General features: G+C 69.2%; 20 protein-coding genes. All 20 read right to left on the minus strand.

Going from position 1 to position 20,057, the window contains the following annotated elements:
* Nucleotides 1-106: 106 nt before the first annotated feature.
* The 20 genes from IAE56_RS05940 to IAE56_RS06035 all read right to left on the minus strand — a co-directional run bounded on the left by IAE56_RS05940 (nt 107) and on the right by IAE56_RS06035 (nt 20,045).
* The gene (locus IAE56_RS05940; protein WP_108768783.1) at nt 107-1,942 is read right to left on the minus strand and encodes a chemotaxis protein CheA; all 1,836 of its coding nucleotides are present in this window, start codon (nt 1,940-1,942) and stop codon (nt 107-109) included.
* Between the two features lie 2 nt (nt 1,943-1,944).
* Complete coding sequence (locus IAE56_RS05945) at nt 1,945-2,550, minus strand: protein phosphatase CheZ (RefSeq protein ID WP_200751849.1); 606 nt, start codon at nt 2,548-2,550, stop codon at nt 1,945-1,947.
* Entirely contained in the window at nt 2,550-2,942 is a 393-nt protein-coding gene (gene cheY, locus IAE56_RS05950) for a chemotaxis response regulator CheY (protein ID WP_006365466.1), read from the minus strand. The genes IAE56_RS05945 and cheY overlap by 1 nt, the downstream gene beginning before the upstream one ends.
* A 57-nt stretch (nt 2,943-2,999) precedes the next feature.
* Complete coding sequence (locus tag IAE56_RS05955) at nt 3,000-3,743, minus strand: RNA polymerase sigma factor FliA (protein ID WP_200751850.1); 744 nt, start codon at nt 3,741-3,743, stop codon at nt 3,000-3,002.
* Nucleotides 3,740-4,627: a MinD/ParA family protein gene (locus IAE56_RS05960; protein ID WP_108768786.1), complete on the minus strand. Its 888-nt coding sequence runs from the start codon at nt 4,625-4,627 to the stop codon at nt 3,740-3,742. Before IAE56_RS05960 ends, IAE56_RS05955 begins: the two co-directional genes overlap by 4 nt.
* Nucleotides 4,614-6,335 carry a flagellar biosynthesis protein FlhF gene (gene flhF, locus IAE56_RS05965; RefSeq protein WP_200751851.1) on the minus strand — a complete coding sequence of 574 codons (1,722 nt, stop codon included), beginning with the start codon at nt 6,333-6,335 and terminating at the stop codon, nt 4,614-4,616. Before flhF ends, IAE56_RS05960 begins: the two co-directional genes overlap by 14 nt.
* 145 nt (nt 6,336-6,480) lie before the next feature.
* The gene (gene flhA / locus IAE56_RS05970) at nt 6,481-8,538 is read right to left on the minus strand and encodes a flagellar biosynthesis protein FlhA (protein WP_200751873.1); all 2,058 of its coding nucleotides are present in this window, start codon (nt 8,536-8,538) and stop codon (nt 6,481-6,483) included.
* Between the two features lie 41 nt (nt 8,539-8,579).
* On the minus strand, nt 8,580-9,710 hold the full coding sequence (gene flhB, locus IAE56_RS05975; protein ID WP_200751852.1) for a flagellar biosynthesis protein FlhB: 1,131 nt from the start codon (nt 9,708-9,710) through the stop codon (nt 8,580-8,582).
* A 149-nt stretch (nt 9,711-9,859) separates the two neighbouring features.
* Nucleotides 9,860-11,995: a bifunctional diguanylate cyclase/phosphodiesterase gene (locus IAE56_RS05980; protein ID WP_200751853.1), complete on the minus strand. Its 2,136-nt coding sequence runs from the start codon at nt 11,993-11,995 to the stop codon at nt 9,860-9,862.
* A gap of 152 nt (nt 11,996-12,147) precedes the next feature.
* On the minus strand, nt 12,148-12,939 hold the full coding sequence (fliR, locus tag IAE56_RS05985) for a flagellar biosynthetic protein FliR (RefSeq protein WP_164075414.1): 792 nt from the start codon (nt 12,937-12,939) through the stop codon (nt 12,148-12,150).
* A 13-nt stretch (nt 12,940-12,952) separates the two neighbouring features.
* Entirely contained in the window at nt 12,953-13,222 is a 270-nt protein-coding gene (locus tag IAE56_RS05990) for a flagellar biosynthetic protein FliQ (RefSeq protein WP_005413254.1), read from the minus strand.
* A gap of 64 nt (nt 13,223-13,286) precedes the next feature.
* Nucleotides 13,287-14,063, minus strand: a complete 777-nt coding sequence (fliP, locus tag IAE56_RS05995) for a flagellar type III secretion system pore protein FliP (protein ID WP_200751854.1) — start codon at nt 14,061-14,063, stop codon at nt 13,287-13,289.
* 1 nt (nt 14,064) lies between these two features.
* Nucleotides 14,065-14,472, minus strand: a complete 408-nt coding sequence (fliO, locus tag IAE56_RS06000; RefSeq protein ID WP_108768794.1) for a flagellar biosynthetic protein FliO — start codon at nt 14,470-14,472, stop codon at nt 14,065-14,067.
* Nucleotides 14,469-14,804 (minus strand): flagellar motor switch protein FliN, encoded by a 336-nt coding sequence (gene fliN, locus IAE56_RS06005; RefSeq protein ID WP_116864685.1) that lies wholly within the window; start codon nt 14,802-14,804, stop codon nt 14,469-14,471. Before fliN ends, fliO begins: the two co-directional genes overlap by 4 nt.
* Nucleotides 14,801-15,805 carry a flagellar motor switch protein FliM gene (gene fliM, locus IAE56_RS06010; RefSeq protein ID WP_108759997.1) on the minus strand — a complete coding sequence of 335 codons (1,005 nt, stop codon included), beginning with the start codon at nt 15,803-15,805 and terminating at the stop codon, nt 14,801-14,803. Before fliM ends, fliN begins: the two co-directional genes overlap by 4 nt.
* Before the next feature lie 12 nt (nt 15,806-15,817).
* Nucleotides 15,818-16,333: a flagellar basal body-associated FliL family protein gene (locus tag IAE56_RS06015; RefSeq protein ID WP_200751855.1), complete on the minus strand. Its 516-nt coding sequence runs from the start codon at nt 16,331-16,333 to the stop codon at nt 15,818-15,820.
* Between the two features lie 123 nt (nt 16,334-16,456).
* The gene (locus IAE56_RS06020) at nt 16,457-17,584 is read right to left on the minus strand and encodes a flagellar hook-length control protein FliK (RefSeq protein ID WP_200751874.1); all 1,128 of its coding nucleotides are present in this window, start codon (nt 17,582-17,584) and stop codon (nt 16,457-16,459) included.
* Nucleotides 17,584-18,051 (minus strand): flagellar export protein FliJ, encoded by a 468-nt coding sequence (gene fliJ, locus IAE56_RS06025; protein WP_108768798.1) that lies wholly within the window; start codon nt 18,049-18,051, stop codon nt 17,584-17,586. Before fliJ ends, IAE56_RS06020 begins: the two co-directional genes overlap by 1 nt.
* A 12-nt stretch (nt 18,052-18,063) precedes the next feature.
* Nucleotides 18,064-19,440, minus strand: a complete 1,377-nt coding sequence (locus IAE56_RS06030; RefSeq protein WP_200751856.1) for a FliI/YscN family ATPase — start codon at nt 19,438-19,440, stop codon at nt 18,064-18,066.
* Nucleotides 19,437-20,045, minus strand: a complete 609-nt coding sequence (locus IAE56_RS06035) for a FliH/SctL family protein (protein ID WP_200751875.1) — start codon at nt 20,043-20,045, stop codon at nt 19,437-19,439. The genes IAE56_RS06030 and IAE56_RS06035 overlap by 4 nt, the downstream gene beginning before the upstream one ends.
* Nucleotides 20,046-20,057 lie beyond the last annotated feature (12 nt).

The raw sequence follows: 20,057 nt of genomic DNA on the forward strand, positions 1-20,057 counted from the left end.
GGGGGGGGGGGGGGCCCCCCCCCCCGGCCGGGGGGGGGGGGGGCGCGCCGCCCCCCCCCCCGCGGGGGCCCATACCGGGTCGCGCGGGGCCTGGCCCGGCGTGGCTTCAGCGCAGGCCGTCCACGTCCAGGATCAGGGCCATTCGACCATCGCCGATCAAGGTTGCACCGGCGTAACCGCGCAGGCCGCGCAGGGCCTTGGGCAGTGGCTTGATCACCACTTCCTCGCGGCCGCGCACCTGGTCCACGACCAGACCGAAGCGGGCTTCACCAGCCTGCAGCACCACGATGGTCAGCAGGGTGGAGGCGGCCGGCGTCACATCCAGCCACTGGCGCAGGTCGACCAGCGGCAGGGTGTGCGAGCGGCGGTCCAGCACCGCACGGCCATCGAACCAGCCCAGCGAGGTGCGCGGCGCGTGCAGCACTTCCATCACGCGGGCCAGCGGCAGGGCGTAGACATCCTCGCCGGCCTGCACCAGCAGGGTCGGCAGGATGGCCAGGGTGAGCGGCACGCGGATCAGGAAGCGGCTGCCACGGCCCAGTTCGGACTGGATCTGGATCTGCCCGCTCAGTTCGCGGATGCGCGACTGCACCACGTCCATGCCGACGCCGCGGCCGGAAATATCGGTGACCTGCTGCTTGGTCGAGAAGCCGGGAAGGAACACCAGGTGCAGGCATTCCTCGCTGCTCAGGCGGGCGGCGGCTTCCGGATCGATCAGGCCCTTCTCGCGTGCCTTGGCGCGCAGCTTTTCCGGATCGATGCCGGCACCGTCATCCTGCACTTCGATGCTGACGTAGTCGCCTTCCTGCTGCGCCGACAGGCGCACATGGCCCATCCGCGGCTTGCCCTGCGCTTCACGCAGGTCAGGCATTTCCACGCCGTGGTCGATGGCGTTGCGCACCAGGTGCACCAGCGGGTCGGCCAGCGCTTCGACCAGGTTGCGGTCCAGTTCGGTCTCGGCGCCGATCAGCTCCAGGTCCACTTCCTTCTGCAGCGAACGGGCGACGTCGCGGGCCACCTTCGGGAAGCGCGAGAACACCTTGCCGACCGGCTGCATGCGGGTGCGCATGACCGCCGACTGCAGGCGCGCGGTGGCGATGTCCAGCGTCGACACGGCGCGGTCCAGCTCTTCGTCGCGCAGGCGGGTGCGCAGGGTCTTGAGCCGGTTCCGTGACAGCACCAGTTCGCCGATCAGGTTGACGATGGCGTCCAGGCGCTTGGTATCCACGCGCACGGTGTGTTCGGCTTCGGCCACCGGCTTGTTCGCCGCCGGCTTGGCCGCCGCACGCGGCGCAGGTGCCGGTGCCGGCGGGGCCGCGACCGGTACCGCAGCCACCGGCTTGGCGCCGGGCACGGCACCGCCATGCAGCTGGTCGAGCAGGGCTTCGAATTCGTCTTCGCTGATCAGGCCGTCGTCGGCCTTCTTCGGCGGTGCGACCGCGGTCGGGGCATTGCCGCCGTGCAGCTGGTCGAGCAGCGCCTCGAACTCGTCGTCGGTGATCAGGTCGCCGCCGGCAGCGGCCGGTGCGGCCGCCGTGGCGGCGCCCACGGCGGGGCTCGCGCCACCGTGCACGTCGAACTGGGCGATCAGCTCCGGCGGCGCATAGCCGGGCTCAGTGCCGGACGACACCGCGTCGAGCATCGACTGCAGGTAGTCCAGCGACTGCTGGGCGGCATCGAAGTGATGGGCCTGCAGCACGGCCTGGCCGGCACGCGCGGCGCCCAGCGCTTCTTCCGCCGCATGGCACAGCTCGACCATGGCGGTGATGCCGAGGAAGCCGGCGCCGCCCTTCAGCGTGTGGTAGCCACGGAAGACCGCGTTGAGCTGGTCGTTGTCCTGCGGTGCCTGTTCCAGCGACACCAGCTGTTCGCCCAGGCGATCCAGGATTTCCTGGGCCTCGATGATGAAATCGGCAGTGATGTCGTCGGCAACCGCGCTCATGCTTACAGCCCCAGGTCCGACAGCAGGTCGTCGGCGTCGTTCTGCGAGACCGCGTGGCGGTCCAGTCCCTTCAGTGCCGGCCCGGCAAGTTCCGGGTCGGTGCGATGCTGTTCCGGCGGCAGGCCGAGTGCGCCGAAGCCTTCGTGCACGCGGCGGACGATGCCGACCACGCGACGGATGATCTGCCCGGTCAGGTCCTGGTAGCTCTGGGTCAGGGCGATCTCGGTCAGGTTGTGGCGGATGCGCTCAAGCTGCTCATCCTGGCCCGGCTGCAGGCCATCGGCACGCAGCTGTTCGGTCAGGGCGCGGCATTCCTCGGCCAGGTCCAGGGTGCGGTGGGTGGCCTGTTCGGTCATCGCCACCACGTGGTCCAGGCGTGCGCAGGCATCGTCCAGCTCGCCGGCCTCGTCGGGCACGGTCGGCAGTTCGCCCAGGGCCTGGCCCAGCTCGCGGGCCAGCCGCGAAAGGCCGCTCATCATCGGCTGGGTACGCGCGGCCACGAGGCTGTCGATGCGCTGGCGCCAGGCGGTCTCGTCACCCGACTCCAATGCATCCAGGGCCTCCTGCAGGCGCAGGGCGAGGGCGCTTCTGTCGACCTGGGCGTCCATCAGGCGCTCGCTGCCAGGCGTTCGAAGATCTTGCCGAGCTTCTCTTCCAGGGTCTGCGCGGTGAACGGCTTGATGATGTAGCCGTTGACGCCGCTCTGGGCCGCTTCGATGATCTGCTCGCGCTTGGCTTCGGCGGTCACCATCAGCACCGGCAACGTCTTCAGCTTGGCATCGGCGCGGATCGCCTTGAGCAGCTCGATGCCGGTCATCACCGGCATGTTCCAGTCGGTGACCACGAAATCGAACGGCTGGCTCTGCAGCAACGACAGCGCGGCATGCCCGTCCTCGGCTTCGGCGGTGTTGGTGAAGCCCAGATCGCCCAGCAGGTTCTTGACGATGCGACGCATGGTCGAGAAGTCGTCGACGATCAGGATGCGCATGTTCTTGTTCAAAGCAGAGTTCCTTTGTTGTTCACTGCGGGCGGCCGGGGGCAGCCGCCTCGCGCATGTTCATTCTTCGAGGCCGGCGTCGGCCGCCTCGAAAACCTTCAGCCGGCCGCGCAGGCGCAGCACGGCCTGGCCGTGGATCTGGCAGACCCGCGATTCGCTCACGCCGAGCACCGCGCCGATCTCCTTCAGGTTCAGCTCCTGCTCGTAGTAGAGCGAGAGCACCAGCTGTTCGCGCTCGGGCAGGTGGCCGATGGCCTTGCCCAGCTCGCGGCCGAACTCGCCGCGCTCCAGCACCTGCTGCGGGGTCGGGCCGCCCTGGGCAACCGTGTCCAGCTCGCCCTGGTCCTCGATGCGCGATTCCAGGCTCAGCACCTGGCCACGCGAGGCGTCTTCCATCAGGCGCAGGTACTCGGGCAGGGGCATGTCCATCGCCGCGGCCACCTCGGTGGCGCTGGCGGCGCGGCCGCTGCTCTGCTCCAGTCGGCGGATGGTGGCGGCCGCGTCGCGGGCACGGCGGTGCACCGAGCGCGGTACCCAGTCACCACGGCGGATCTCGTCGATCATCGAGCCGCGGATGCGGATCGAGGCGTAGGTCTCGAACGACGCGCCCTGGTCGGCGTCATAGCTGCGCGAGGCTTCGATCAGGCCCATCATGCCGGCCTGGATCAGGTCGTCCACCTCGACGCTGGCCGGCAGGCGTGCCGCCAGGTGGTGGGCGATGCGCCGCACCAGGTCGGAATGCTGGGCGATGACATCGGTCGCGCTGGCGCGCTGGACTTCCTTGTACTGGGCTGCACCTTTCATACGGTCACCCCACGCTGCTTGAGGATGCGTTCGAGGAAGAACTCGACGCCGCCACGCGGTTCGGTCGGCGCCTGCCAGCGGGCGGTGCGGCGGGCGATCTCGGTGATCGCCAGCGCGGCCGGGCTGGACGGGTAGGCCTTGACCACCGGCTGCTGGCGCTGCACCGACAGGCGCAGCCAGTCATCCTGCGGCACGCAGCCCAGGTAGTTCAGCGAGACATCGGCGAGGAACTTCTCGCAGACGCGGGTCAGCTTTTCGTACAGCACGCGGCCCTCGTTGGGGTCGCGCACCATGTTGGCCACCACCTGGATGCGGTCCACGCCACGTTCGCGCGAGAGCACCTTGATCAGCGCGTAGGCGTCGGTGATCGAGGCCGGCTCATCGCAGACCACCACCACGGTGTCCTGCGCGGCCTGGCAGAAGGTCAGCACGCCATCGGTGATGCCGGCGGCGGTGTCCACCACCATGATGTCCAGCTCGCGTTCCAGTTCGGAAAACACGTTGACCAGGCCGACATGCTCGGCCGGGGCCAGTTCGGCCATGTGCCGGCGGCCCGAGGCGGCCGGGACCACCAGCACCCCGTTGGGGCCCTCGATGATCACGTCCTCCAGGCTGCAGCGGCCGGCCACCAGGTCGGCCAGGGTGAACTTCGGGTTCAGGCCGAGGATGACGTCGATGTTGGCCAGGCCCAGGTCGGCGTCCAGCAGCAGGGTGCGTTTGCCCATGCCCGCCAGCGCCACGGCCAGGTTGGCCGACACGTTGGTCTTGCCCACGCCGCCCTTGCCGCCGGTCACCGCGATGGTGCGGACAGGGCCAAGCGGCTCGCTGCGGGTGGCCGACAGCGGGAAGGTATTGGTCAGCTTGGCGTACTCACGCGACGGCATGGTTCAACTCCGGGTTGCAGGGCATATCGGCCGCTCGGCGCAAATCTTCAAGGCGAAGTACAAGATTGGCTGCACTGGCCCGGTGCAGGTCCTCCGGGACGTCCTGGCCATCGGTCACCCAGGTGATCGGCAGGGCGTGGTCGACCGCCACCGACAGGGCGTTGCCGAAGCGGCCGGTCTCGTCCAGCTTGCTCAGCACCAGGCCCTGCAGGTTCGCCGCGCCGAAGCGGCGGACGACCTCGTCCATGTCGCCGAAGCTGGTGTTGGCCGGCAGCACCAGCAGGGTGCGCACCTGGCGTGCGGCGCGCAGCCACTGCAGCTGGGCGGCCAGGGCACGATCGCGCGGGCCGAGGCCGGCGGTGTCGATCAGCACCAGCTTGTAGTCCTGCAGGCGCTCCAGCAGCTGGTCCAGGTCGGTGCCGCTGTTGGCCTCGTGGACGGCGATGCCGAGCTGGCGGCCGTAGCCGTACAGCTGCTCGCGGGCGCCGACGCGCATCGTGTCGGTGGTCACCAGGGCGACGTCACGCGGGGCATGCTTCTCGGCGAAGCGCGAGGCGAGCTTGGCGATGGTGGTGGTCTTGCCGGCACCGGTCGGGCCGACCAGGGCGATCACGCCGCCTTCTTCCAGCGGGTCGACCGGGGCGATCGGCAGCTTGCGCGAGATCAGCCCCAGCATCAGGCCACGGCCGCGGTGGGCCTCGGTCTCCAGCGGGATCTGCATGGCCACGTCGCGCGACAGGCCGGCATCGAAGCCGTACTCGTCCATCAGGTCCAGGGCGGTGGCACGCACCGCGCTGCCGCGCAGGCGCTCATCGGTGAATCGGTTCATCTCGCGCTCGATGACCTGGCGCATGCCGGCCACTTCGTGGCGCAGCTGGCGGATCTCGCCGTCATCGGCAGCGACCATGGTCAGTGCCGGGGCCGGGGCCAGCTGCGGTGCCGGTGCCGGGGTCGGCAGGGCGTCGGCCAGCGGCGCCATATCGTTGGCGGGCATTTCGGCGGCCGGCGCTTCGATGGCGGCGACCACGGCGGTGGCCGATGCGACTGCGGCTTCGACTGCGGCTTCGACCGGAAGGGCGGCGACGGCCGGGGCCGGCAGCGGCAGCGGCGGCGGCAGGACTGCGGCGTCGTCTTCCAGCGGCGGGTCGATCAGGAAGCGGGCGCGGTTGATCGGCGCGGCGGCGACCACGGCGGCGCTGGCCGGCGGTGCCACGATGGCGCTGGCCGGCGGTGCCACGATGGCGTCGGCGTACGGGGCGAAGATCTGCTCCGGCAGTGCCGATTCGTTGACGCTGGCGCGGGCCAGGGTGGCGGCGAAGCCGGTGCTGCCGCGGGTCGGCACGATCTCGTCGGCGCTGTCCAGGGTGCGGCCGGTGGCGCCGACGGCGGCGCGGGCGAGGGCGGCGACGGCCGAGGTGGTGGCGGCCACCGGCTCGGCGGCCGGGGTCGCGGTGCGGCGGCGGGTCACCGCGGCGATCACGGCGTCGGCGGCGGTGCGCGGCTTCGGCGGCGGCGGCGGGGCGATCTCGCGGCGCGAGGCTTCCAGTGCACGCTGCACGGCGCTCTCGTCGTAATGGGCGGCGGCGACGATCTCCACGCCTTCCTCGATCCGGCGGTTGGACAGGATCACGGCGTCGGGGCCATGTTCCTTGCGCACCAGGTTCATGGCCGAGCGCATGTCGGCGGCGACGAATCGTTTGATTTTCATGCTGTGGTCACGGGACGAAGTCGGCGGAGTGGCGGTCGAGGAACGCGGGTGGTCGGTGGTCTGCACGGTTCGGGTTCCCCTTGGAATCTGTCGTGTATTGCGGTTTGAAAGTGGTGTCTGTTTTCTGGCGCGTGGAAGGCGGGCGTCAGCTGATCGTTCCGACCAGTTTCAGGCGCTTGTCTTCCGGCACCTCGCTGTAGGCCAGGACCGACAGCGACGGAACGCTGTGGCGGACCAGGCGGGCCAGCGCGGCACGCACCGGGCCCGGTACCAGCACGACCGCCGGCTCGTTTCGCGCTTCCTGCTTGCTGACACATTCGGCCAGGCTCTGGTGCAGTCGCTCTGCGAGTCCGGGTTCCAGCGCGGCGCCGTTGCCCTGCGTGGACTCCTGCAAGACACGTTCCAATTGCGGGTTGAGGGTGAACACCGGCAGCTCCGCCGACATTCCGGCGATCTCCTGCACGATGAAGCGGCCCAGCGCGGTGCGCACGGCAGCGGTCAGCGTGGCCGGGTCCTGGCTCATGGGGGCGTGCTCGACCAGCGCTTCGGCGATCTTGCGCAGCTGGCGGATCGGAATGCGCTCGACCAGCAGGTTCTGCAGCACGCGCACCACCGCCGACAGCGGCAGGGCCTTCGGCGTCAGATCTTCGACGAGCTTGGGCGCGCTCTTGCCCAGGTTGGCCAGCAGGTGCTGCACTTCTTCGTGGCCCAGCAGTTCCGGCGCGTGCTCGCGGATCAGGTGCGACAGATGGGTGGCGACCACGGTGGCCGGGTCGACCACGGTGTAGCCCATGGTCTCGGCCTGGGCACGCTGGTGCGGCTGGATCCAGGTGGCATCCAGGCCGAACGCGGGGTCCTTGCCGGCGATGCCTTCCAGCGGGCCCAGCGCGCTGCCGGGGTCCAGCGCCAGTTCGCGGTCTGGGTGGATGTCGGCGGTGGCCACCGGCACGCCATGCACCAGCACGCGGTAGCCGTTGGCCGGCAGTTCCAGGTTGTCGCGGATGTGCACGGACGGGATCAGGAAGCCCACGTCCTGGGTCAGCTTGCGGCGCACGCCCTTGATGCGCGCCATCAGCTCGCCGCCCTGGTTGGCATCCACCAGCGGGATCAGCCGGTAGCCCACTTCCAGGCCCAGCGGATCGACCGGGCGCAGCTCGTCCCAGCTCAGTTCGGCGGTGGGGGCGGCGGCCGGGCGGCCGAGGGCATTCAACGGGCCGGCTTCAGCGGCGGCCGCGGCCGGATCGACAGCCGGCGCCTGGCTCTTGCGGTACAGCTTCCAGGCGATGAAGCCGAGGATCGCGGCCAGCGTCAGGAAAGCGACGTTGGGCATGCCCGGCACCAGGCCGACCAGGCCGATGATGCCGGCGGTGATGGCCAGGGCGCGGTACTGGCCGAACACCTGGCCGGTCATGGCCTGCGCCATGTCCTGCGAGCGCGAGGCGCGGGTGACCAGCATCGCCACGGCGCTGGAGATCAGCAGCGCCGGCAGCTGCGCCACCAGGCCGTCACCGATGGACAGCAGGGTGTAGGTGGCGGCGGCATCGCCGAACGGCATGCCATGCTGCAGCACGCCCACGGCAAGGCCGCCGAGCATGTTGATGAACAGGATCAGGATGCCGGCGATGGCGTCGCCGCGGATGAACTTGCTGGCACCGTCCATCGCACCGTAGAAGTCGGCTTCCTCGCGGACTTCTTCACGACGGGCCTTGGCTTCTTCACGCGTCAGCAAACCGGCGTTCAGATCGGCGTCGATGGCCATCTGCTTGCCGGGCATGGCGTCGAGGATGAAGCGCGCGGTCACTTCCGAGACGCGCCCGGCGCCCTTGGTGATGACCACGAAGTTGATGATGGTGAGGATCGCGAAGACCACGATGCCGACGGCGTAGTTGCCGCCGATGACGAATTCACCGAACGCGGCGATGACCTTGCCGGCCGCGTCGTGGCCGTTCTGGCCGTTGAGCAGGATGACGCGGGTCGAGGCCACGTTCAGCGCCAGCCGCAGCATGGTGGTGACCAGCAGCACGATCGGGAAGATCGTGAAGTCCAGCGGGCGCTTCACGTAGACCACCGCCAGCAGCACCATCAGCGAGATGGCGATGTTGAAGGTGAACAGTGCGTCGAGCACCGGCGCGGCCAGCGGCACCACGACCATGGCCAGCAGGGCCAGCACGATCAGCGGCGCGCCAAGGCCCTGGCGGATCATCTCCAGGGCGCGGCGGGTGTTGAAGCCGGAAGCCTGGGCGTTCACGGGCGGCCTCCCTTGCCGAATTCATCCACGTCCACATGCGGGACGGACGGCATCGGGCCAGTCCGCCAGCTGCGCAGCTGGTAGACGTAGGACAGCACCTGGGCGACGGCGGAGTACAGTCTCACGGGAATTTCCTTTCCGAGTTGCCCCTCCCGATACAAGGCGCGTGCCAAAGGCGGGGCAGAGACGATCGCAACCTTGTTGCCGTCGGCCACTTCACGGATGCGCAGGGCGGTTTCGTCCACGCCCAGGGCGACCACCGTGGGGGCTCCCATGCTGCTGCCCTCGTACTTCAGGGCGACCGCGTAGTGGGTCGGGTTGACCACCACCACGTCGGCGGTGGGCACCGCTTCCATCATCCGGCGGTTGGCCAGCTGCTGCTGCATGTGGCGGATGCGGCCCTTCACTTCCGGGCTGCCCTCGCTTTCCTTCATTTCCCGGCGCAGTTCCTCGCGGGTCATCTTCAGCTTGCGCGTCCAGTTCCAGCGCTGGTACGGGGCATCGATGGCGGCCAGCACCAGCATCGCCCCGGCGGCGGCCAGCAGCAGCTTCAGGGTGAAGCCCAGGCCATGGGCGACGGCCGATTCCAGTGGCTGGTTCAGCAGGCCGCGCAGGCTGTCGAAGCTGGCGGCGAACACCAGCGTGGCCGAGGCCCCGACAAACCCCATGCGCAGCAGTGATTTGATGAGCTCGGCGACGGCTTCGGCGCCCCACATGCGCTTCAGTCCGGACAGCGGACTGAGGCGACTGGGGTCGGGCATCAGCGACTTGTTCGACCAGCGCAGGCCGCCCATCACCACGGGCGCCAGGAAGCTGGCCAGGATGCAGACCAGCAACAACGGCCAGCAGGCCATCATCAGGCGCAGGAACAGCATGCCGAAGTGCCCGAACAGCAGCTGCGGGTTCTGCCACAGGGCCGGCTCGGGGCTGAGCGCGGCGCGCATCCAGGCCCGGCCGCCGGCCCCCAGCGAGGCGGCGCTGGCCATGATGGCGATGATGCCGGCGCCGAACACGGCCACGGTCGCCAGTTCCTTCGAACGCGGGATGTTGCCCTGTTCACGGGCTTCACGCAGGCGTTTTTCTGTTGGTTGTTCGGTTTTTTCGCCTGCGTCTTCGTTCTCGGACATCACGGGCACTGCGGCTGGGGTTGCCGGGGTGCGTGCAAGATCCGTTCCGTGACGGCGCTACCGGAGGTGCAGCGGGCTCTTGTAGAGCCGAGCCCATGCTCGGCTGCCCTTCACGCACGTGGCAGACCCAGCCGAGCGCAGGTTCGGCGCTACAAGGGAGCGTCGCCGTTGGGCGGCGGGCTCTGCGCCAGTTCCACCCGTGGTCGCGGCAGGTCGTGCAGCTGCATGAAGCGGGCGGCATCCACCGGCCGGCCGAGCAGGAAGCCCTGCAGGTAATCGCAGCCCAGCCGTTCCAGGTAGGCCCGCTGGGCAGCGGTCTCCACGCCCTCGGCCACGATGTCCATGTCCAGCGCGTGGCCCAGGGCCACGATGGCCGAGACGATCACCACGTCCTCGGCGCTGTGTTCCAGGTCGCGGACGAAGGCGTGGTCGATCTTGATCTCGGTGGCCGGCAGACGCTTCAGGTACAGCAGGCTGGAATAGCCGGTGCCGAAATCATCGATGGAAATGCCCACGCCCAGCGCCGACAGCGCCTGCAGCAGGCGCAGGCTGGTGTCGGTATCGCGCATCACCGTGCTTTCGGTGATTTCCAGCACCAGCTGGCGCGGGGTGATGCGGTGCCGCTCGAGCACCTCGGTCACGTCCTGCAGCAGGTGCGGCGAGCCGAACTGCACCGGCGACAGGTTGACCGACATCGACCAGCCCTCATGGCCGGCGTCGTGCCAGCGGCGCAGCTGCGCGCAGGCCTGGTCCAGCGCCCAGCGGCCGATTTCGTTGATGGCGCCACTGCGCTCGGCCAGGCGGATGAAGCGGTCCGGCGGGATCAACCCGTGCTCGGGATGGCGCCAGCGGATCAGCGCCTCGGCACCGGCCACCTTCTGCGTGGCCACCTGGATCTTCGGCTGGAAATGCAGGAACAGCTGGTCGCTGCTGATCGCTTTGCGCAGGTCGGCCAGCAGGCGGAACTGCTGCTCGGCGCTGTCGTTCATCCAGTCGGCGAACATCACGAAGGCGTTGCGGCCTGATTCCTTGGCCTGGTACATCGCTGCATCTGCGAAGGCCATCAGCTGCCGTTCGCTGGCGGCGTGGTCGGGGCAGATCGCCACACCGATGCTGGCGGTCACCTGCAGTTCGCTGTCGGGCAGCAGCGGCGCGCTGCCCACCGCCTGCAGGATGCGCCGGGCCAGGGTTGGCAGATCCTCGTCGTGTTCGATACGCACCACCAGCACGAACTCATCGCCGCCCAGACGGGCCAGCAGGTCGTCGGGCCGCAGCAGCTGGCGCGTGCGTTCGGCCACCGCCACCAGCAGCGCATCACCGGCCTGGTGGCCATAGGCATCATTGACCTGCTTGAAGCCATCCAGGTCCATGAACATCACCGCGAAGCGGCTGCCGCCCTGTTCGGCCTCGGCCAGCGCCTGCACGATGCCCCGCTGCAGCAGCAGCCGGTTCGGCAGGCGGGTGAGCGGATCGTGCAGCGCTGCCTGGGTGAGTTCCTGCTGGGCATCGGTCAGCGAGGTGCTCAGCATCGAGTTGCGCAGGCGCAGCAGCTGCGCCTCTACCCGCTGGTCCATCCAGGACACCACCAGCACCACCGCCAGGATCGCCACGGTAAGCACCACCACCAGCATCGCCAGCCAGGTGCTCTGCAGGCCATCGCCCACGGCCGCACCGCAGACGCTGCCTTCCGGAAAGCGGGCGGCGGCCATGCCGGTGTAGTGCATGCCGACGATGGCCAGGCCGAGCAGGCCAGCGGCCGCCAGTCGATCAACGCTGCGGGTGTGCTGCGCGCGCAGCCGGAAGGCGACGTATAGGGCGACCCATGAGGCGGCCACTGCGACCAGCAGCGACAGCGCCAGCCAGACCGGGTCGTAGTCGATGTCCGGGTTCATGCGCATCGCAGCCATGCCGACGTAGTGCATGCCGGCGATGCCCGTGCCCATCAGCACCGCGCCACCGGCCAGGCGCGGGTGTGGCAGGGTGCGCAGCGAAACCAGCCACAGTGCGAACACCGAGGCGGCGATGGCCATGCCCAGCGACAGTAAGGTAATCGGCAGGTCGTAGCCCAGCGGGATGGGCAGGTCGAAGGCGAGCATGCCGATGAAGTGCATGGACCAGATGCCCAGGCCCATGGCAAAACCGCCGCCGAGCCGCCACCACCAGGTGGCGCCTTTGCCGGGCGCGGTGACCGTGCGGCCGGCCATGGCCAGCGCGGTGTACGACGCCATCACCGCGACCAGCAGCGAAACGGCTACCAGCCACGGGTTGTACGTGCCTACCAGCATTCGTCTTTCTCCCGGACCATCCTGTCGACGGAAAAACTACGTTGGGGCATGGATGAGGCAGGCAGCCCGCACGGCGGCTGCCAGGTGCGGCGTCCCCCTGGGCACCGCCCATTCACTCTAGCGCGAACCAGGGGCGGAGGGGTAGATGCGCGTCACCGCGTGACCGCACCCGCCGCTTCGAAGGCCGCGTCGAACAGGCGCTGCACCGGCGGACCCATCTCACCCACCAGCAGGGCCAGCAGGAACAGGCCCAGCAGCAGCGAGACCGGCAGGCCCAGCTGGATCGGGTTCAGTGCCGGCGCGGCACGTGCCAGCACGCCGAAGGCGAGGTTCACCGCCAGCATCGCCACCGTCAGCGGGATGGCCAGGGTGAGGGCGCCGCGCAGGGCGGTCAGCAGCAGGGTCGGGGCGATGCTGAAGAAGGCGTTCGGGTCGGGCAGGGGCGCACCGATCGGCAGCGCGCGGTAGCTGTCCACCACCAGCGAGATCAACGCCAGGTGGCCGTTGGCGGTGAAGAACAGCAGGCCGAACAGCAGGTAGAACCACTGGCCGATGACGCCGGAGGTGCCGCCGCGCAGCGGATCGCTCATCTGCGCGAAGGCCAGGCCGGTGCCCTGCGCGACCAGTTCGCCGGCCATGGCGCCGGCCTCGAAGATCAACCGCAGCATGAAGCCGATGGACACGCCGATGGCAAGTTCACGGGCGATGGTCAGCACGGTGGCGGCGTCGAAGCCGGTCCATTCCGGTACCGGCGGCAGCAGCGGGGCGAGGGCGATGGACAGGGTGCCGGCCAGGATCACACGGATCCGCTGCGGCACCGCGCGGGTGCCGATCATGGGCATGGCCATCGCCACCGCGCCGATGCGCAGCATCGTCCACAGCACCGTGGCGATCATGCTGAAGGCCTGCAGGCCGTCGGCAGCCATCTGGGTGGCGGCATCCATCAGCGCGTGTTTCCTAGCCGATCAGGTGTGGAATGCGCTGGAACAGCAGCGTGGTGAATTCGACCAGGTGGCCGATCAGCAGGCTGCCCAGGGCAAACAGCACCGCCGTCAACGCAGCGGCTTTGGCGACGAAGGCGATGGTCGGCTCGTTGAGCTGGGTCGCGGCCTGCACCACGCCCACCACCACGCCCACCACCAGCACGGTGAGCAGCAGCGGGCCGGCCACCCACAACACGGTGATCAGGCCGCCACGCAGTTCGGTCAAGGCAAGTTCGGGAGACATCGTTGTTCCATCGGTAGCGCCGGGCCATGCCCGGCGGGGCGTGTTTCATTCACGCCGGATTGATTCACGCCGGATTGAAGCTCGCCGCCAGCGTACCCACCGTCAGCACCCAGCCATCGACCAGCACGAACAGCAGAATCTTGAACGGGGCCGACACCAGCATCGGCGACAGCATCATCATGCCCATCGACATCAGCACGCTGGCCACGACCAGATCGATGATCACGAACGGGATGAAGATCAGGAAGCCGATCTCGAAGGCGGTCTTCAGTTCACTGGTGACGAACGAGGCCACCAGCACCGGGAACGGGATCGCGTCGGGGCTGGCGTAGGTGCCGTGCCCGGCGATGCCGGCGAAGGTCATCAGGTCGGTCTCGCGGATCTGCGCCAGCATGAAACCGCGGAGCGGCTGCGTGGTCAGGGTCCACGCGGTCTGGAAGTCGATGTCGCCGTTGAGGTAGGGCGCCATGCCCGTGCTCCACGCCTTGTCCCAGGTCGGCATCATGATCATCGCGGTCAGGAACAGGGCCAGGCCCAGCAGCACCTGGTTGGACGGCGTCTGCCCGGTGCCCAGCGCCTGCCGCAGCAGGCCCAGCACGATGATGATGCGGGTGAACGAGGTCAGCACCAGCAGCATCGACGGGATCAGGGTGATCGCCGTCATCAGCAGCAGGGTCTGCAACGGCAGGCTGACCGGCTGGCCGCCGATCTTGCCGACGTTGACGTCCGGCAGCGCGGCCGGCGCACCGGGCGTGGCAAACGCCAGCACGGGCAGCAGGCACAGGGCGATCAACAGCAGCCACGACAGAACGGTGGCGGGGCGGGTACGGGCGACACGCATGTCAGGGGTCCTTGCGCAGCCGCTGTTGCAGCAGCTGGGCGAAATTCGGCAGGTTCTTGAAGTCCGGCACGCGCGCCGGCGCGGGCGGCGGCAGCGGTTCGGAAAGGGTGTGCAGCGTGTTGATGCTGCCGGCGGTCACGCCCAGCAGCAGCTGCTGGCCATTGACCTCGACCACCACCACGCGCTCCTTGGCGCCAACATTCAGGCTGGCCACCAGCTTCATGCCCTCCGGCGGGCGGAAGCCGCTGCCCGGCATGCGCTTGAGCAGCCAGCCGAGGCCGACCACCAGCGCCAGCACTGCCAGCAGCGCCAGCACCGCGCCGAACAGGCTCGGTGCACTGGCCGCATGCTGGCCGATCTGCGGGGCGGTCTTCGCAGCCGCCTGGGCGGTGGCGAGCAGCAGGCTCAACGCAGTCTCCGGATCCGCTCGCTCGGGCTGACCACGTCGGTCAGGCGCACGCCGAAGCGATCGTTGATGACCACCACTTCGCCATGGGCGATCAGGGTGCCGTTGACGAACACATCCAGCGATTCGCCGGCGCCGCGTTCCAGCTCCACCACCGAGCCCTGGTTGAGCTGCAGCAGGTTGCGGATCGGCAGGCGGGCGCGGCCGACTTCCAGCGACAGGGTCACCGGCACGTCGAGGATCACGTCCAGGTTCAGGTCCGGGCCGATCGACTCATCGGCCTCCAGGTTGCCGAACTGGGCCGGGGTCGGTTCGAGGGCGTCGATATCGTTCATTGCGGGTCTTCCTGGATGACGGGTACGCGCGGGCGGGTGCCCGGCGGATGGGTAGCGGTGATCTTCACGGCGTTCATGCCGTTGGCGACGCCGAACTCGCCGGTGAACACCGGGATGTTCTCCACGCACAGCGGCACCTGCGGGTTCAGCTCGATCGGCAGGATGTCGCCAACCTTCAGCCGGGTCAGGTCACGCAGGGTCATGCGCTTGCTGGCCAGCACGCTGGACAGGGTCACTTCGGCGATGTTGAGCTGCTCGCGCAGCATCACGCCCCAGCTGGCATCGCGGTCGTTGCGGTCGCTCTGGATGCCGGCGTCGAGCAGCTCGCGGATCGGCTCGAGCATCGAGTAAGGCAGGGTGACGTGGATGTCGCCGCCACCGCCGTCGAGTTCGACATGCAGGCGGCACACCACCACGTACTCGCGCGGCGTCACGATGTTGGCGAAGTGCGGGTTGATTTCCGAATTGATGTATTCGAAATCCACTTCCATCACCGGTGCCCAGGCTTCGCGCAGGTCGGCGAAGGTCTGCTTCAGCAGCAGCTGGATCACCCGCATTTCGGTGGCAGTGAACTCGCGGCCTTCGATGCGGGTCGGGTAGCGCCCGTCACCGCCGAAGAAGTTGTCGACGATGGCAAACACCAGGGTCGGCTCGAACACGATCAGGCCGGTGCCTCGCAGCGGCTTGAAGCGGATCAGGTTCAGGTTGGTCGGCACATACAGCGAGTGCATGTAATCGTTGAACTTGATCAGCTCGATGCCGCGCACCGAGAGCTCGGCCGAGCGGCGGATCAGGTTGAACAGGCCGATCCGCCACAGGCGCGCGAAACGCTCGTGGACCATTTCCAGGGTCGGCATGCGACCGCGGATGATCCGGTCCTGGCTGGCGAAATCGTACGAACGGGCCTCGCCACTGGGCGCCTCCGGTTCGGTTTCGACCGCGCCACTGTCCACGCCATGGAGCAGGGCATCGATCTCATCCTGGGACAGCAGGTCATTCATCGGGGGCAGCCCTTACTGGGTCACGAAGCTGGTGAACAGCAGATCGTCGGCACCGTTGCTGCCGGTCTCGGCCTTGAGCACCTTCTGCACTTCGGCCAGCGAATTGGCCTGCAGCTTCTGCTTGCCGGCGATGTCGGCGATCTGGTCGGAGGTGACCTGCGAGAACAGCATCAGCAGGCGTGCGCGGATGGCCGGGGCGTGGGTCTTGATCGCTTCCAGCGCGGCCGGATCGCGGGTCATCAGCTGTACTTCCACCTGCAGGTAGCGCGGGCCGTCCAGCGAACCGTTGAGGTTGACCACGAAGGCCGGGTCCAGCGCGAAGTACTGTGCCGGGGCCGGCACGGCACCCTTCTTCGGGGCCTCGGCGGTCTTGTCTTCGTGCTTGGACTGGTTGAAGAACCAGACGCCGCCACCGGCGGCACCTGCGGCCAGCACGGCCACCAGGGCGGTGATCAACAGCGGACTGCGCGGCTTGGCGGCCTTGTCCTTGTCGGCGGTCTTCTTGGTTTTGTCAGCGGCTGCGGCCACGAGGTGAAGCTCCTGAGGGTTGCTTCACCGGGATATGCAAGGGGCGTGCCGCAGCGCGAGGAGAGGGGTGCGACAGAATTCCGTCGGTGCGGAAAACCGCCGGGCACGGCCCGGCGCTACCGCTTACGCGTAGGCGTCCAACAGCCCGCGCTGGCGCATCAGCTGTGCGGCCGACACCGTGGTGTCGCCCCGCGACGGTTCTCTGTCGCCGCCGGCCAGGTCGCCCGTGCCGCCGGCCTGCGCCGACGGACTGCCGTCGCCGCCGTTCTGGTGGCCGACATCGGCATGGGCCAGCTGGAAGCCCTGTTCGCCCAGCAGTTCACGCAGGCGCGGCAGGCTGCTTTCCAGCGCATGGCGCACGTCCACGTGCGGGCTGCTGAAGCTGGCGTGGACCTTGTCGCCATTCATCTGCAGGCGCACGTCCACCGGGCCGAGGTCTTCCGGGTTCAGGCGGATGTGGGCGTGGCCGATCTTCTGGTCGGCCAGCCAGCCGAGGCGTGCGCCGACCGCCTGGTCGAAGCCGTCGTCACCCAGGATCGGGGTGGGCGTCGGTTCGCCGTCGAAGACCGGCGTGCTGGCCAGTGCGGCCTTCAGGTCCTGCAGCGCGGCGGGGAATGCACCCTGCAACGTGGCCGGCGGCGTGCGATCGCCGATCAGCAGGCCGTCGCTGTCGTCGGCGCCCTCCAGCGCCTGCTGGCCGAGGACCATGTCCGGCAGGGGCTGGGTGGCAATGTCGCCGTCGCTGTCGGTCGCAGCGGCAGTCGCTGCGGTGGTCACGGCTGCGCCGGCGGCCAGCGCCGGAGCAGCGGCCGGCAGTGCCGCATCGGCGCCATCGGTGTTCACCACCGGCGCGGTGGCGGCGGCTTCGGCCGGCACGGGCGTGGCCAGTACCAGCCCGGCCAGACCGAGCGGCGGCCACGGCGCATCGTCGCCGTCGGCGCTGCTGTCCTTGTCGTCCGTCGTGGCCTGGGTAGGCGGCGGGGTGGCAGTCGTCGTTTCGGTCGTCGCGCCGTCGCTGTCTACGGCGCTGCTGGCCGGTGCATCCGCGCCGCCGTCCGGGTTGGCCAGTGCGCTGTTGGACGGCGGTGCCTTGCTGGCAGGCGTGGGCTTCGCTTCGGCCGCGGGCGAGCCCTGCAGCATCTGCCCGAAATCCTTGCCACTGCCGGTGCTGCGCGTCGGGCTGGCGGTGCTGCTGGAAGTGCTGCTGGCGGTGCCGCCGGTGCCGATGCTGCTGGACAGTGCGGAGGGCATCACGTGCGGCCTCCCTGCTCGCCGCCGTCCGGCTCCGCCGTCTGCGCCAGGCGTGCACGGCGGGCGCCGATGTCATCCATCTCGCGCTGGTCGCGGCGGTCGGTCACCACCTTTTCCTGGGCGCGGTAGCTGGCGGCCAGCTGTTCCAGCACGGCCTTGTCACGGCTGGCCAGGATCAGGCGCGCGCGTTCGGCTTCCACCTTCTCGCGGTTGCCGTTCACCGTGGCCTGCTGCTGTTCCACCGCGCTGTCGAGGCGGTCGAGGAAGGCGCGGCGGTTCAGCAGCTGTGCCGGGCTGGTGGCGGCCATCTGCGCGTTCGCATATTCCTCGGCGTAACGGCGGAGCTCATCCAGGCGTGACAGGTGGGTGTCGAGCACGCGCTGGCGCTCGGCCAGGTCGCGGGCTACGGCGTCTTCGTGCTCCTGGGCGCGCTTCAGCAGGGGATCGATGCGCTTGGACTGTGTCATGGTTAGGCTCTCTTAATCCACAAGGCGCTGCAGCGCCGCCTGGCTGTGCGGAAGATCAGCGGCCTTGGCCACGTCCTGGCCGAGAAACTCCATGATTTCCGGCCAGCGTTCCAGGGCTTCGTCGGTGGCGGCATCGTTGCCGCGCTGGTACGCACCGATCGCGATGAGGTCGCGGTTGGAGGAATAGGCCGAGACCAGGCGCTTGAGCTTGCGGATGCGCAGGCGCCACGGCTCGTCGGCGATTTCCGTGACCACGCGGCTGACCGACGATTCAACGTCGATGGCCGGGTACAGGCCACTGTCGGCCACCCGGCGCGAGAGCAGGATGTGGCCGTCGAGGATGGCGCGCGCCGCGTCGGCGATCGGATCCTGCGGGTCATCGCCCTCGGTCAGCACGGTGTAGAAGGCGGTGATCGAGCCCCGGCCCTTGGCGCCGTTGCCGGCGCGTTCGACCAGCGCCGGCAGCTTGGCGAAGACCGACGGCGGGTAGCCGCGGGTGGTCGGCGGTTCACCCACCGACAGGCCGATCTCGCGCTGCGCCTGGGCGAAGCGGGTCAGCGAATCCATCAGCAACAGCACGTTCAGGCCCTGGTCGCGGAACCACTCGGCAATGGCGGTGGCGCGGTAGGCACCGTGCAGGCGTGCCAGCGGCGGGCGGTCGGCCGGGCTGGCCACCACCACCGCGCGGCGCAGGCCTTCCTCGCCCAGCGTGGTTTCGACGAAATCGCGGACTTCGCGGCCGCGCTCACCGATCAGGCCGACCACGATGACGTCGGCGGCGGTGTAGCGGGTCATCATGCCCAGCAGCGTCGATTTACCGACACCGGAACCTGCGAACAGGCCCACGCGCTGCCCTCGGCCGATCGGCAGCAGGGCGTTGATGGCGCGCACGCCCACGTCCAGGGGCTGGGTGATCGGCTCGCGCGCGAGTGGATTGATCGAAACGCCAGCCATGCCGACGTGGCCTTCCGCACGGATCGGGCCCTTGCCATCCAGCGGCACGCCATCGCTGTCGATCACGCGGCCGAGCAGGCCTTCGCCCACTTCCACGCCGCCACGGCGCGCAGACGGCACCACGCGTGCGTTGGGCAGCAGGCCATGCAGTTCGGCGCTGGGCATCAGGTAGGTGCGCTCGCCGGCGAAGCCGACCACTTCGGCGTCGACCCAGCCGCCATCGACCACTTCGACCTTGCAGCTGGCACCCAGCGGCGCCTCGCAGCCCACCGCTTCCAGGGTCAGGCCGACCGCGCGGCGCAGCACGCCCTCACGGATCAGCCCGCGGCCGTGCGCGGTATCCACGCGCAGGCCATCCAGGCGGCGGGCCAGGCGCAGATTGCGGGCCACGGCCCAGTCGGTCGACGGCGGGGGCAGGTTCGGTTCGGGGGTCATGGCGTGGCTCCGGTCTGGCGGATCACCGCATCGAGTGCGCCACGCAGGCGCGCTTCCAGGGTGCCGTCGATGCGCACCGCTTCGGCGTGCACGCGCAGGTCGCCGCGGCTCAGGCTGGTATCGGGCACCAAGCGCTGGGTCGGGGTGAGGGTCATCAACGGCGCGAGCGCGGCGATGTCGTCCGGGTGCAGGCGCACTTCCACTTCACGCGTGCTGCCGCCGACCGCATCCACCGCTTCGCCCACCAGCTGCGCCAGCAGGGCCGGGTCGGCCTCGTAGGCGCGGCCGACCAGTGCGCCAGCGATGCGCACCGCCAGTTCGCCCAGCGCGCCGACCACTTCGTTCTCCAGCCGTGCCAGCGGCCGGCTGAAGTTGTCGAGGATGCCTTCCATCTGCGCGACCAGGCGGCGTACCTCGGCCTGGCCCTGGCCGTAGCCATCGGCGTGGCCGTGCTGGAAGCCTTCCTTCTCGGCGCTGTCCTGGATCGCCTGGATTTCCTCCAGGGTCGGCAGCTGCAGCACCGGTTCCGGCTCGTGCTCGGGGTCCGGCTCGGTGAGTTCGAAGATATCCTCCTGCTCCAGCTGCGCTTGCGGCTGGGCCAGCAGGTCGGGGGCAAG

This window comes from Stenotrophomonas sp. S41, from assembly GCF_016624625.1.
Taxonomy (GTDB): Bacteria; Pseudomonadota; Gammaproteobacteria; order Xanthomonadales; family Xanthomonadaceae; genus Stenotrophomonas.

What these genes read in the sequence shown, in the direction of transcription:
- IAE56_RS05940 (WP_108768783.1), bottom strand. Translation starts at nt 1,942, where the DNA reads ATGAGCGCGGTTGCCGACGACATCACTGCCGATTTCATCATCGAGGCC.
- IAE56_RS05945 (WP_200751849.1), bottom strand. Translation starts at nt 2,550, where the DNA reads ATGGACGCCCAGGTCGACAGAAGCGCCCTCGCCCTGCGCCTGCAGGAG.
- IAE56_RS05955 (WP_200751850.1), bottom strand. Translation starts at nt 3,743, where the DNA reads ATGAAAGGTGCAGCCCAGTACAAGGAAGTCCAGCGCGCCAGCGCGACC.
- IAE56_RS05960 (WP_108768786.1), bottom strand. Translation starts at nt 4,627, where the DNA reads ATGCCGTCGCGTGAGTACGCCAAGCTGACCAATACCTTCCCGCTGTCG.
- flhF (WP_200751851.1), bottom strand. Translation starts at nt 6,335, where the DNA reads ATGAAAATCAAACGATTCGTCGCCGCCGACATGCGCTCGGCCATGAAC.
- flhA (WP_200751873.1), bottom strand. Translation starts at nt 8,538, where the DNA reads ATGATCCGCCAGGGCCTTGGCGCGCCGCTGATCGTGCTGGCCCTGCTG.
- flhB (WP_200751852.1), bottom strand. Translation starts at nt 9,710, where the DNA reads ATGTCCGAGAACGAAGACGCAGGCGAAAAAACCGAACAACCAACAGAA.
- IAE56_RS05980 (WP_200751853.1), bottom strand. Translation starts at nt 11,995, where the DNA reads ATGCTGGTAGGCACGTACAACCCGTGGCTGGTAGCCGTTTCGCTGCTG.
- fliR (WP_164075414.1), bottom strand. Translation starts at nt 12,939, where the DNA reads ATGGATGCCGCCACCCAGATGGCTGCCGACGGCCTGCAGGCCTTCAGC.
- IAE56_RS05990 (WP_005413254.1), bottom strand. Translation starts at nt 13,222, where the DNA reads ATGTCTCCCGAACTTGCCTTGACCGAACTGCGTGGCGGCCTGATCACC.
- fliP (WP_200751854.1), bottom strand. Translation starts at nt 14,063, where the DNA reads ATGCGTGTCGCCCGTACCCGCCCCGCCACCGTTCTGTCGTGGCTGCTG.
- fliN (WP_116864685.1), bottom strand. Translation starts at nt 14,804, where the DNA reads ATGAACGATATCGACGCCCTCGAACCGACCCCGGCCCAGTTCGGCAAC.
- fliM (WP_108759997.1), bottom strand. Translation starts at nt 15,805, where the DNA reads ATGAATGACCTGCTGTCCCAGGATGAGATCGATGCCCTGCTCCATGGC.
- IAE56_RS06020 (WP_200751874.1), bottom strand. Translation starts at nt 17,584, where the DNA reads ATGCCCTCCGCACTGTCCAGCAGCATCGGCACCGGCGGCACCGCCAGC.
- fliJ (WP_108768798.1), bottom strand. Translation starts at nt 18,051, where the DNA reads ATGACACAGTCCAAGCGCATCGATCCCCTGCTGAAGCGCGCCCAGGAG.
- IAE56_RS06030 (WP_200751856.1), bottom strand. Translation starts at nt 19,440, where the DNA reads ATGACCCCCGAACCGAACCTGCCCCCGCCGTCGACCGACTGGGCCGTG.